General features: G+C 70.7%; 12 protein-coding genes. 1 reads left to right on the forward strand and 11 read right to left on the reverse strand.

Annotated elements, in window-relative coordinates; genetic code table 11:
* Positions 1-114: 114 nt before the first annotated feature.
* The 6 genes from ACFUJR_RS29100 to ACFUJR_RS29125 form a co-directional block, all read right to left on the reverse strand.
* Complete coding sequence (locus tag ACFUJR_RS29100) at positions 115-1,689, reverse strand: ABC transporter substrate-binding protein (protein WP_383171337.1); 1,575 nt, start codon at positions 1,687-1,689, stop codon at positions 115-117.
* A gap of 148 nt (positions 1,690-1,837) precedes the next feature.
* On the reverse strand, positions 1,838-2,605 hold the full coding sequence (locus ACFUJR_RS29105) for an SDR family oxidoreductase (RefSeq protein ID WP_383171340.1): 768 nt from the start codon (positions 2,603-2,605) through the stop codon (positions 1,838-1,840).
* 26 nt (positions 2,606-2,631) lie between these two features.
* Positions 2,632-3,393, reverse strand: a complete 762-nt coding sequence (fabG, locus tag ACFUJR_RS29110) for a 3-oxoacyl-ACP reductase FabG (protein WP_383171343.1) — start codon at positions 3,391-3,393, stop codon at positions 2,632-2,634.
* 166 nt (positions 3,394-3,559) lie between these two features.
* A complete protein-coding gene (locus ACFUJR_RS29115) occupies positions 3,560-3,943 on the reverse strand; it encodes a DUF3037 domain-containing protein (protein WP_383171345.1) in 384 nt (127 codons plus the stop codon).
* A complete protein-coding gene (locus ACFUJR_RS29120; RefSeq protein WP_383171424.1) occupies positions 3,940-4,782 on the reverse strand; it encodes a HipA family kinase in 843 nt (280 codons plus the stop codon). The genes ACFUJR_RS29115 and ACFUJR_RS29120 overlap by 4 nt, the downstream gene beginning before the upstream one ends.
* A gap of 248 nt (positions 4,783-5,030) precedes the next feature.
* Positions 5,031-5,318 carry a hypothetical protein gene (locus ACFUJR_RS29125; protein WP_383450888.1) on the reverse strand — a complete coding sequence of 96 codons (288 nt, stop codon included), beginning with the start codon at positions 5,316-5,318 and terminating at the stop codon, positions 5,031-5,033.
* A gap of 1,217 nt (positions 5,319-6,535) precedes the next feature.
* Between ACFUJR_RS29125 and ACFUJR_RS29130 the strand changes: the two genes are divergently transcribed.
* Positions 6,536-6,766: a hypothetical protein gene (locus ACFUJR_RS29130; RefSeq protein ID WP_383171348.1), complete on the forward strand. Its 231-nt coding sequence runs from the start codon at positions 6,536-6,538 to the stop codon at positions 6,764-6,766.
* 109 nt (positions 6,767-6,875) lie between these two features.
* On the opposite strand, the gene ACFUJR_RS29135 is transcribed toward ACFUJR_RS29130, so the two are convergent.
* The 5 genes from ACFUJR_RS29135 to ACFUJR_RS29155 form a co-directional block, all read right to left on the reverse strand.
* Positions 6,876-8,132 (reverse strand): ATP-grasp domain-containing protein, encoded by a 1,257-nt coding sequence (locus ACFUJR_RS29135; protein WP_383171351.1) that lies wholly within the window; start codon positions 8,130-8,132, stop codon positions 6,876-6,878.
* Positions 8,133-8,199: 67 nt separating this feature from the next.
* On the reverse strand, positions 8,200-9,429 hold the full coding sequence (locus ACFUJR_RS29140) for an acetyl-CoA carboxylase biotin carboxylase subunit family protein (RefSeq protein WP_383171354.1): 1,230 nt from the start codon (positions 9,427-9,429) through the stop codon (positions 8,200-8,202).
* 3 nt (positions 9,430-9,432) lie between these two features.
* Positions 9,433-9,930: a flavin reductase family protein gene (locus tag ACFUJR_RS29145; RefSeq protein WP_383171356.1), complete on the reverse strand. Its 498-nt coding sequence runs from the start codon at positions 9,928-9,930 to the stop codon at positions 9,433-9,435.
* Positions 9,927-11,279 carry an LLM class flavin-dependent oxidoreductase gene (locus ACFUJR_RS29150; RefSeq protein ID WP_383171359.1) on the reverse strand — a complete coding sequence of 451 codons (1,353 nt, stop codon included), beginning with the start codon at positions 11,277-11,279 and terminating at the stop codon, positions 9,927-9,929. The genes ACFUJR_RS29145 and ACFUJR_RS29150 overlap by 4 nt, the downstream gene beginning before the upstream one ends.
* A gap of 86 nt (positions 11,280-11,365) precedes the next feature.
* Entirely contained in the window at positions 11,366-12,325 is a 960-nt protein-coding gene (locus ACFUJR_RS29155) for a D-2-hydroxyacid dehydrogenase family protein (RefSeq protein ID WP_383171362.1), read from the reverse strand.
* Position 12,326 lies beyond the last annotated feature (1 nt).

Here is a 12,326-nt window from a genome sequence, read left to right on the forward strand (position 1 = left end):
ATCTCCAGGCTCGAAAGAGGACTCAGCAGGGACGACGACCTCACTCACGCCTACCGCAAGTGGCTCCAAGCCGCTTGACAGCAATAGGAGCATCAACGGTTCCGCTCGGGCCGCCTACCAGCTGGCCCGGCGGTTGAGCTCCCACATCTGCATGACGGTCTGCGGGTCGAGCGCGCGCTCGGCGCCGCCGATGTCCTCGCTCGCCGCGATGTAGAGCTTGCCCTGCCACAGCGGGAGGAGCCGGACGTCCTCCACCATGATCTCCTGGGCCTTGCGGAACTCGGCCACGACCGCCCCGCGGTCGCTCTCGCGTCGCGACTTCGGGAGGATCTCGTCCGTGATCTCGGGGCTCAGGTACGGCGTGCCCAGGGCGTTCTGCTTGCCCACGAACGGGGCGATGAAGTTGTCCGCGTCCGGGAAGTCGGGGAACCAGCCTCGGCCGAAGACCGGGTACTGCCCCTTCTGGTAGTCGGCGGCGAACTCCTTCCACGGCTTGCTGCGCAGGGTCACCTCGAAGAGCCCGGAGGCGTCCAGCTGCCGCTTGAGCTCGGCGAACTCGAGCGCGGTGCCGGAGCCGTACCGGTCGGTGGTGAACCAGAAGGTCAGCTCGACGGGCTTCTTGATCCCGGCCTCGCGCAGGATGTCGCGCGCCTTGGGGACGCTGGGCTCGCCGAAGCGGTCGAAGAACTCGGTGGTGTGGCCGACGATGCCCTTGGGGACCATGGAGTACAGCGGCTCCGCGGTGCCCTTGTAGGCCTTCGCGACCAGCTCCTCACGGTCGACGAGCTGGGCGATCGCCTTGCGGACGGGCTCCTTGGCGACCGAGGGGTCCTGGGCGTTGAAGACGAGGTAGCGGATGTCGGCGCCGGTGGACTCCACGAGCTGGAGCTCCTTGTTGGCGTCGCTGTCCTGCAGGTCGACGACCTCCTCGGCGGTGAGGCCGCGGTAGGTGGCGTCGATCTCCTTGTTCTTCAGCGCCTGGACCATCGGCTCGGACTCCGCGAAGTACCGGATGGTCACGCCGTCGTTCTTGCGGTCCGCGAACCCCTTGTAGGAGGGGTTCTTGGTCAGCTCGGCCTTGTCGCCCTCGGTGTACGAGTCGAGGACGTACGGGCCGGAGCCGGTGAGGCCGCCGTCCTCGCGGAGCTTGTCGGCGGGGTACTCGGCCGGGTCCACGAGGGACATGGCGGGAGTGGCGAGGACGAAGGGGAAGGTCGCGTCGGGCTTGTTCAGCTTGAAGACGACCGTACGGGAGTCCACGGTCTCGATCTTGTCGAGCGAGCCGAGCATCCCGTTCGGGCCGCCCTCGACGTCGATCTTCCGGATGCGCTCGATCGAGTGCTGGACCGCCTTCGCGTCCAGTCTGTTCCCGTTCGAGAAGGTAAGACCGTCCTCGAGCTTGCACTCGAAGACCCGGCTGGCGGTGTCGGTGAACTTGCAGTCCGCGGCATCGGACTGCGGGGAGGTGCTGCCGGTCGGGAAACTCACCAATGTCTGGAAGACATTTCGGAACAGCTCCCAGGAATTGTCCCAGGCGGCTGCCGGATCAAGCGTGGTGGGAGAGCTCGTCGTGCCGACGACGAGCCTCTGCTCCCCGGTGGAGGCATTATCGGAAAACAGGCTGCATCCGGACACCAGGGATATGGACGCAAGGGCTGCAGCGGCCTGCAGACTGGTCCGGTTGAACACGTGCACGCTCCTCGTTCAGCCATGGGTCGGCCGACCATACCGCAGCGCCCCGCCAGGTCAATGTTCGACCCTGGCGGGGCACTTGTTGCATTCAACGACTAACCGGGGTCAAACCGGTCAGGGATTCAGCAAAGTGTCCGGATATCGGTCACTCGACACCGGAGTTGAGGAAAAGCCCTCCGTCGACCACCAGCGTCTGGCCGGTGATCCAGTCCGACTGCGCGGAGGTGAGAAAGGCGGCGGCCCCGCCGATGTCCTCCGGGACCCCCAGCCTGCCGAGCGGGTACGCCGCGGCGGCCTCCGCCTCCCGCCCCTCGTAGAGGGCCTGGGCGAACTTGGTCTTCACGACGGCGGGGGCGATCGCGTTGACGCGGACCACCGGCGCGAATTCATGGGCGAGCTGGAGGGTCAGATTGACCATGGCCGCCTTGCTCATCCCGTACGCCCCGATGAACGGCGAAGCGGAGATACCGGCGATCGAGGCGATGTTCACGATCGCGCCGCCGTGATCCTTCTGCCAGGCGCGCCAGGTCAGCTGGGCGAATCCCAGGGCCGAGATCACATTCGTCTCGTAGACCTTACGTGCGACATTCAGGTCGAGTTCGGCGATCGGGCCGAAAACCGGGTTGGTTCCGGCATTGTTCACCAGGAAGTCGACCCGGCCGAAGGCCTCCATGGTCGCGTCGACGGCGGCGGCCTGGTGGGCCTCGTCGTGGGCCTTGCCCGGCACGGCGATGACCCGGTCGGAGCCGAGGCGCTCCACGGCCTCCTTGAGGGCCTCCTCGCCCCGTCCGGTGATGCAGACCCGGTCGCCGCGGGCGACCAGCGCCTCGGCGACGCCGTAGCCGATGCCCCGGCTGGCTCCGGTGACCAGAGCCACCTTGCCGGAGAGCTCGGGCAGTTCCTTCGTGCTCATGTACGTCTCCTCTTCCCGCTCGGGCGTCAGTTGAGCGGGCCGCCGGCCACGTACAGGACCTGGCCGGAGACGAAGCCCGCGTCGTCGCCCGTGAAGAAGGCGATGGCGTTGGCGATGTCCTCCGGCTTGCCGACCCGCTGCACCGGGATCATGGAGGCGGCCGCGGCCTGGAAGTCCTCGAAGCCCATGCCGACACGCTCGGCGGTCTGCGCGGTCATCTCGGTGACGATGAAGCCCGGGGCGACGGCGTTGGCCGTGATGCCGAACTTGCCGAGTTCCTTGGCGAGGGTCTTGGTGAAGCCCTGCAGGCCCGCCTTGACGGCCGAGTAGTTCGCCTGGCCGCGGTTGCCGAGCGCGGAGGACGAGGAGAGCGAGACAATGCGGCCGAAGCCCGCGTCCACCATGTGCTTCTGGCAGGCCTTGGCCATCAGGAACGCGCCCTTGAGGTGGACGTTCATGACCATGTCCCAGTCGGCCTCGGACATCTTGAAGAGCAGGTTGTCGCGGAGCACGCCCGCGTTGTTCACGAGGATCGTCGGCGCGCCGAGCTCGGTGGCCACGCGCGCGACGGCGGCCTCGACCTGGGCGCTGTCGGAGACGTCGCAGCCGACGGCGATGGCGGTGCCACCCGCGGCCGTGAGCTTCTCGACGGTGTCCTTGCAGGCCGCCTCGTCGAGGTCGAGTACGGCCACGGCACGGCCCTCGGCGGCCAGCCGTACGGCGGTCGCGGCGCCAATGCCCCGCGCCGCGCCGGTGACGACGGCTACGCGCTGCTCGGTGGTCGACATGCTGGTTCTCCTCGCCCTTGGATCATCCATGGATGCGGCTCACACGGTGCGTCCCACACATGAGCGACCGCTTAGTACCTTCCGCAGACGAGACGCTAGAAGCCCTGGCACCCGGTGTCAACGGCCCACCGGGTGCACCGGATCACTCCGCATCGCGCGCCAGGGCTCAGCGCACCAGCAGATCGAGCAGCCTTTCGACCTCGGCCTCGGGATCGGCGGTCAGGCCGGTGTGCACCGGGCCCGGCTGGACCACGGTGGACCGGGGCGCGATCAGCCAGCGGAAGCGGCGGCCGGCGTCGTCGCGCGCCGCCTGTCCGGCGTCCTCCCCGCCCAGGCAGACGCCCTCGACGGCGTGCAGCGCGGCCCGTACGCCGATGACGTCCGCGCCGGGGTCGAGCGCCCGGAGCTTGGTCTCGTCCAGGTGCGTGCGGGCGGCGACGTAGGACCGGGCGCGGCAGTAGACCACCACGCCGGCGTTGAAGAACTCGCCGCGCTCCACGCGGGGCACCACGCGCAGCAGCGCGTACTCGAAGACGTCACGGTCGGTCACGTGGTGCGGTCCTTCTCGACGGAGTGCGGCCGGGGGGCGAGGCGGTCGGCCAGCCAGCCGGGCGGCTGTGCGGGCCGGCGCTCGACGCGCGGACCGAGGGTGATGTGCTCGTGGACGGTCGCGGCGCGCGGCAGCAGCGCGTCCACATAGGCCTGGCGCAGCGCGTCGGTGCTGTCGAACCCGGGCTCGTCGACGAGCCACTCGTCGGGGACGTCGGCGGCGACCTCCTCCAGCAGCTCCCGCGTGACCAGGGGCGCCAGCTCGGCCGCGGCGGAGGCGACGTCCGGCGAGAAGGGCGCGAGGGCGTGGTCGGAGGCGTCGTACGGCTTGGCGGCGGAGGCCTGGGCACCGGGCCAGTTGTGGTGCCAGATCATGGTGGCGCCGTGGTCGATCAGCCAGAGGTCGCCGTGCCAGACGAGCATGTTGGGATTGCGCCAGGACCGGTCGACGTTGTTGATCACCGCGTCGAACCAGACGACCTTCCCCGCCTCCTTCGGGTCCACCTCGTACGCCAGCGGGTCGAACCCCAGCGAGCCGGGCAGGTAGTCCATCCCGAGGTTGAGCCCGCCACTCGCCTTGAGCAGCTCCTGGACCTCCTGGTCCGGCTCGGAGAGCCCGATGACCGGATCGAGCTGGATGCCGACCAGCTCCGGCACCCGCAGCCCGAGCCGCCGCGCGAGCTGCCCGCAGACGACCTCGGCGACCAGGGTCTTCCGCCCCTGACCGGCCCCGGTGAACTTCATGACGTACGTACCGAGATCGTCGGCTTCGACGATCCCCGGGAGCGATCCACCCTCACGCAGGGGCGTGACATAGCGGGTCGCTACGACCTCTTCCAACACGTTCCCAGGCCACCCATCTCTTCAGCCTTACAATCCACGGACGACTTCGCCGGGGCGTAGAGGCAGGAATCACCGGTCGACGGCGCTGGGGAGAATCTGGGGAATCTCGGCCGGCGAGCCGGTCTTCCCGCTCCCCCAGCAGACCGTCGAGGGCGCCGCGCCCCTTGCTGCCGGCTCCCGGCATGAAGTGACATAGTAACCGAGGGTGATCGTCGGCGAGGAGTGTCCGAGCCACCGAGCCAGGGTCACGACGGACTCCCCGGCTTCCAACATGATCGAGGCGTAGGTGTGTGCCGAAGCACATGGAAGCCGTCCTTCGGAGCCGCCGCCCACCGCCAGGCTTTCGCCCCCTCGGCGCGTGGCGGGATGACGCCGGTCTTGGCCAAGGCCGGCGTCCAGGCGTAGGTGTTCCATGTGTTCACCGCGACGGCGTTGCCGAAGCGGCCACCCCGCTCCCCCTCCACGTCGGCGAGGTGACGCCCGTAGTCGCGGACGAGGTCGTGGAACACGTAGCGCCCAGGCAACCGCTGCATGAGCGTGCACGTCCAGCAGGCTCTTCAGCAGCCTCTCGGCCTCGCCCAGGGGCAGCCCGCTGAGCGCGGCCGCCGCGAAGGCATCCACGTCCGGGCCCGGGCACACGCCAAGGTGACGGAACATGCGTTGCTGGGCGTCGTCGGGCTGGTGGTACGAGAGAGCGAACGCAGCCGCCAGCCGCCCGTCCCCTGCCTCCAGCTCGGCCGACCGCTCCCCCGGTGCAGCCGTGTCGCCAGGTCGGCGACGGTCCAGAGCGGGCGGTGGCGCAGGCGGGCGGCGGCCAGCCGGATCGCCAGTGGAAGCTCCTGGCAGTCGCGCGACGGGCCGCGTCCTCGGTCATTGCGGACGTGAGGTGAAGTCTGGTCCGGACCACGACATCGGATGCGGAGAAGAGCGGCATCCGGCGTGCTTTCCTGCTGGTGTCCGCCGGCAGGCCATCGGTATGCCCACGGCCAGCACTGCCAGGAACCACGGGGGTGCAGTCAGGAAAAGCCACGGCCACCAAGGGGACAACATGAGCGCGCTGCCGAGCATGGCCGTTGTGCAGCAGGCGAAGGCCAGTAGCAGTGCAACCCGCAGCGGGCGGGACCACGGACGGCGTCGGAACGCATCATCAAGAGCCCGCGCCGCGCCGGCGCCGGCGGCCGCTGACGACAGGAGCAGCAGCGGACCGACGATTCCGTACAAATCCACGCGAAACCCCCTATTGGATCCTTGCGGTACGCGAGCCGCCGAATTCTAACCGGGCGGGCAGGGAGACCTCGCCCCTGTCCGCTGGATTCGACCCGGTCTCCCTGAGGCCGGCGTGCAGGCTCGGCTCAGTACGAGCCCGTACCTTGCACGGGGATGGATGCCGCGGTCTCGACGAACGCCTTTTCCATATGAGGAACGGGCCCGCTCCATGACCAGTGCGGTGACGCCATCGAGGTGCGGACGCGCTGGATCGCGAATGACACATACCTCACGGACGGGCGACAACCCGGGCGAAGTAACGGCAGCGGCCCGCCGCTGGGGACAGCCCGGCCGCCGCGCCCCGGGGTCGAGCAGCCTCGACGCCGACACCCCACCCACCGCCAGTCGCATGAAACGCCACGACCCTCAGGGGGGTTGGTTCGTACGAAGTAGAACGCCGCCGTCTCTTCACACGATCAAGGGTTGCTGACCGTGTCTGGCGACCTGGCTGGACCCGGCCACCCGCGAGATCCTCGGCTACTCGATGGCCGACCACCACCGGGCCTCCCTGGTCGTCGACGCACTGACGACGGCTGCCGGACGCGGCCCGCTCCAGGCCGGATGCATCGCGCATTCCGATCGCGGATCGGAGTACACACCCTCGCAGCGGAAGCATCGAGTGTCCGAGATCACGGGGAAACGTCGGTCTCCCCGCTCCCCCAGCAGACCGTCGAGGGCGCCGCGCCCCTTGCTGCCGGCTCCCGGCATGAAGTGACATAGTAACCGAGGGTGATCGTCGGCGATGGAGTGTCCGAGCCACCGAAAGGCGTGGGCGATGCGATGGTGTCGCGGCCGGCAGCGCAGCTCTCCGCGGGGGTTGTGGTTCAGACGGCCCGGCCTCGGCGGGCGGAGACCTTCAGGGTGAACTCCAGGCGCTCCACCGCCGCCCGCGCCGCGCGTACGGCCTCCTCGGGGGTGTCCGCCAGGGCGCGGGCGAAGGCCACCCTCGAGTCGGAGGAGGCCAGGCCGCCGACCTCCGCCCCCGGCTCGGCGAGGAGGCGCACCGCCGTCACGCCGGGCAGCGACCGGGCCTCGTCGAGGCGGCCGACGTGGTCCAGGACGCCGGTGACCTCCAGGGCCGCGAACCAGACGGCCGAGCAGCGCGCCGGACGGTCCTCGGCCAGCGTTGCGCGGACGGCCGGCATGACGTGCTCGCCCAGGGTCTGGCGGGCGGCGCAGTCGTCCACGTCGACGCCGGTCGCGTCCCGGACGAGAGAGGGGATCTCGTCGCCGCCCATGCGGACGTGCGTCTCGATCAGTCGGGGGCCCTTCTCCGTGAGGCAGATCTCGGAGTGGGTGGGGCCGAACTCCACCCCGAGGGCGTCGAGTACGGCGCCGACGTAGGCATGGACCTCGTCGCGGACGTCGTCGGGGAGCGGCGCGGGCGTGACGTGCCCGAGTTCGACGAAGGAGGCCGGGTCGGAGAACTTCGCGGTGATGGCGACGACCTGGTGCTCGCCCGCCTCCGAGACGGCCTCGACGCTGAACTGCGGGCCGTCGAGGAACTCCTCGACGAGGACGCCCGCGTGGGCCAGGCCCTGGTAGCTGGCGTCGGCCCGTGCGAAGGCCTCGGCCAGTTCGCTCTCGCTGGTCACCTTGGTGATACCGGCGCTGCCGGAGTTGGAGACGGGCTTCACCACGCAGGGCAGGCCATAGCGGCCGACGAAGGCCCGCAGTTCGTCCAGGTCGGCGACGCGGACGCCGACGGTGGAGTCCACGCCCGCCTCGCTCAGCCGGGCCCGCATGGCCTGCTTGTCGTGCACCAGGCGGACGGTGTCCGGGCTGTGCGCGGTGAGCCCCAGTGCCTCGGCGATGCGGGCGTAGTGGTGCTGGTTGCGCTCACCGAAGGTGCCGATCCGGGTGAAGGGGTCCCGGGCGTGCACGGCCGCCGCCAGATCGACCCACTCCTGCTCCGGGGCGTCGTCGCGGAGCCCCAGGACGCGGGCGTTGTCGCCGGGGGCGCGGACCCGGCCGACGGAGTCGAGACGGCAGAACACCGTGGTGCGGGCACCCGGGTGGGCGGCGCGGATGCGGGCGGGGAAATCGCGGCCGGTGCCGACGATCAGGACGTGCTCGGACAAGACGGCTTGTCCCTTCCGGGTTGGAGGAGGACGGAGGACGGAGGACGGGGGCGGGCTCGGGGCCGTCTCAGTCCCAGCGGGTGTTCTGGTTCCACCACTCCATGGCGTCGGCGAGCCGGGACTCCACGGCGTCGGTGGTGTCGGCTTCGGCGAAGACACTGGCAGCCGCGTCGGCGGCGTTCTCCACGCCCCGGCAGTGCGCCCCGGGCTCGCGCATCAGAGTCAGCTCCACGCCGGGGACCGGGCACGGGACGGCCGGAGGGACGAAGACGCCGTGGCCGGGGGGCAGCAGGACGTGGCCGATGGCCCGGGACGGGGCAGCCGGCTGCGTGGTGAGGGTGAGGGGGAGCCCGCACTGCGCCCGGAGCCCTTCGCGCGCCAGGTGGACGCCGAAGGCTCGGATGTACTGGTCTCCGATGAGGGAACCGCCGGCGCGGCTGGCGATCTCGCACAGCACGGGGACCCCGTCCGGGCCGAGCCACGCCTCCAGGTGGAAGGCGAGGGGGTGCGGCGCCGGGGGCAGGGCGGCGACGACGTCGGCGGCCATGCGCTGGAGGGCGTGCGTGACGGCGTCGTCCGGAGCGAGCAGGGTGCTGCCGGCGTGGAGGTTCTCACGGACGCGTTCGGCGAGGCCGCCGGTGTAGCGGGCGGGCCAGGAGTGGACGATCCTGCCGTCCCGCATGATGCCGTCCACGTGATGGAAGGCGCCGTGGGCGAGGCTCTCCACCATCCACTGGCCGGGCAGGTACGGCACCTCGGAGCCGCGTTCCCGCGTGAAGAAGGCCGTGATGTCCGCGCGCTCGCGCAGGAACGCCACTCCTTCGGCGCCCGCACCGGCACGCGGCTTGACGACGACGGGCAGGCCGTGGGCGTCGACGAAGTCGAGCAGGTCCTGCGGGCTGTCCACGGCGGCGAACGCCGGAACCCGTACGCCCGCGGCCCGCGCGAGTTCCTTCATGACCACCTTGTCGCGGTAGGCGGTGGCCGAGGCGATGTCCTGTCCGGGCAGGCCGAGCCGGGCCCGCAGCCTCGCGGCCCGCAGCACGTCGCTCTCGCTCGTGCTCGCCACCAGGTCCACCCCGTACTCGCGGGCGGCTGCCTCCGCGACCTCCTCGGTCGCCCAGCCGTGGTAGTCGTCGACCAGCCGGTGACGGGGGAAGGAGGCGGCCAGGATGTCCTCGGCGCCGTCGACCGCCTTGGGCGTGGTGATCAGGACGACGTCCCGGGGGTGGTCGAGCCACTGCTGGAGCGGGCGGCCCCTGAGCGGCTGGCGCGAGAACAACAGAACGGTGGGCATGTGTCAGGTCCTTGCTGGAGGAGGAGTCGTGACCGGCTGCAGATCCCCGTGGCGGTGGACGAGGCCGTCCCCCCGCTCGCCGTGCTCGACCTGCTCGACGGCGCCCACCAGCAGGTGGTGGTCGCCCAGACGCACGGTGCTGTGGCGCGAGCACAGCAGCCTGCCCCGGCAGGCCGCCAGGTACGGCACGCCGAACGGGCCGGGGTACCAGTCGGTCGGCGGGGCGAAGCGGTCGACACCCGGGGTGGCGAAGTGCAGGGCCGTGGTCACCTGGTCCGCGCCGAGCAGGTGGATCGCGAAGTGCTCGCTGTGCGCCATCTTCGCCCACGTGGTGGAGGTGTCCGCGAGAGCGGCGGCGACGAGAGCGGGTTCGGCGCTGATCGAGGTGAAGGAGGTGACGGTCACCCCCACCGGGCCGTCGGACCCGGCGGCGGTGAGGACCGTGACCCCCGAGGGGTGGGCACGCAGGACGGAGCGCAGGGCCGTCGCGTCGACGGTCATGCGCCGCTCGCCGGGACCTGGAGGACAGCGGGCCGGGGCAGTCCGAGGTTCTCCCGCAGAGTGGTGCCCTCGTAGGACGTGCGCACCAGCCCGCGGCGCTGCAGCTCGGGGACGAGGAGGTCGACGATGGCGTCAAGGCCGCCCGGGTGGTAGTCGGGCATGATGTTGAAGCCGTCGGCGGCATCGTTGACGAACCAGTCCTCCAGCTCGTCCGCGATGGTCTCGGGGGTGCCGAGCAGGAAGCGGTGCCCGCGTCCGGCAGCGACGGCCAGGTAGAGCTCACGGATGGTCAGGCCCTGCCTGCGGGCCTGCTCGTAGATGACCTGCTGCTTGCTGGTGCTGCCCTCGATGGCGGGCAGTTCCGGCAGGGGGCCGTCCAGCGGGTATCCGGTGAGGTCGACGTTGCCGAGCTGGTACGAGAGCATCCCGAGGCCGACCACCGGGTCGACGAGGGACTGGAGGGTCGCGTACTTGTCCTCGGCTTCCGCCAGGGTGCGGCCCACCACGATGAAGGCGCCGGGCAGGATCTTGACGTGGTCGGGGTCGCGGCCGTGGTCGGCGACCTGCTTCTTCAGGCCGCGGTAGTAGACCTGCGCCTGGTCCAGGGTCTGCTGGACGGTGAAGACGACCTCCGCCCAGCGGGCGGCGAAGTCCTGTCCGTCTGGGGAGGAGCCCGCCTGGACGATGACCGGGTGGCCCTGCGGCGGGCGGGCGACGTTCAACGGGCCCTGTACGGAGAAGTGCTCGCCCTTGTGCCCGAGGATGTGCAGCTTCTCCGGGTCGAAGAAGCGGCCCGACTCCTTGTCGTAGAGGAAGGCGTCGTCCTCCCAGCTGTCCCACAGCCCGGTGACGACATGCATGAACTCGCGGGCGCGGTGGTAGCGGGCGGCGTGCTCGGGTTGCTTGTCCAGGTGGTAGTTGCGCGCCTCGGCGTCCGTCGCGGAGGTCACGACGTTCCAGCCCGAGCGGCCGGCGCTGAGGTGGTCGAGGGAGGCGAACTGCCGTGCCAGGGTGAAGGGTTCGTTGTAGGTGGTGGACGCGGTCGCGGTGAGGCCGATGTGCCGGGTGTGCACGGCGAGCGCGGACAGCAGGGTCAGCGGTTCGAAGTGGACCATGCGGCCCTGGCGGCTCAGCTCGTCGGCGTCCTTGTACCTGGTCCGCACTCCGGCCCCGTCGGACAGGAAGACCATGTCGAACATGCCGCGCTCGGCGGTCTGCACCAGGGAACGGTAGTAGTCGAAGTCCAGGCCGCCGTCGGGGCGGGCTTCGGGGTGCCGCCAGGCGGCTATGTGGTGCCCGGGCGCGGGAAGGAAGGCGCCGAGCTTCATCATGCGGCGGTGCGGGCTCACCGGGGAATCTCCAAGGTCGAGAGAGGGCGGGGCGGAAGGCGGTGGCGGGGCGGGGTCAGCCGAGGAGGCGGACGGGCGGGGCGAGGTCAGCCGAGGAGGCGGACGGGCGCGTCTGCGAGGTACGCCTGGATGTCCTCGACGGCGTGGGTGTAGTAGGTGCGGTAGTTGTTCTGGGAGACGTAGCCCAGGTGGGGGGTGGCCAGGAGGCGGGGCGCGGTGCGCACCGGGTGGTCGGCGGGCAGCGGCTCGACGTCGTACACGTCCAGGCCGGCGCCGGCGATGCGCCCCTCCCGCAGGGCGTCCAGGAGGGCGTCCTGATCGACCAGGCCCGCCCGGGAGGTGTTGACCAGGTAGGCGGTCGGCTTCAGGAGCGCCAGTTCGGCGGGGCCGATCAGGCCGCGGGTGCGGTCGCCGAGGACGAGGTGCAGGGAGACGAAGTCGCTGGTGGCAAGGAGTTCCTCCTTGCTGGGGGCCCGCCGGACGCCGACCTCGGCGGCGCGTTCGTCGGTGAGGTTCTGGCTCCAGGCCTGGACGTCCATGCCGAAGGCGAGCGCGACCTGGGCGACCCGGCTGCCGATCTTGCCCAGGCCGAGGAGGCCCAGGGTCCGGCCGTGGAGGTCGGCGCCGACGGTGGACTGCCACGGGCCGCCGGTGCGCAGCGCCGTGTTCTCGGTGACGATGCCCCGGGCCAGGCCCAGCAGCAGGGCCCAGGTCAGCTCGACGGGCGGGGTGGAGGTGCTGGCGGTGCCGCAGACGGTGACGCCGTTACGCTCGGCCGCCGCGTGGTCGATGACGCTGTTGCGCATGCCGGAGGCGATGAGCAGGCGCAGGCGGGGCAGTCGGTCGAGGAGAGAGGCAGAGAAGCCGACACGTTCGCGCAGGGTCACGACGATGTCGAAGTCGTCGAGAGCGGAGGCGAGTTCGTCCTCGGTGGCGAAGTGCTCGGGGAAGCTGACGACCTCCACCCGGTCCTTGAGGGGGCTCCAGTCGGCGGCGGTGGTGGCCACCTGCTGGAAGTCGTCGAGTACGGCGCAGCGAAGGCGCATG

This window comes from Streptomyces sp. NPDC057271, from assembly GCF_042668715.1.
In the GTDB taxonomy this organism is placed as follows: Bacteria; Actinomycetota; Actinomycetes; order Streptomycetales; family Streptomycetaceae; genus Streptomyces.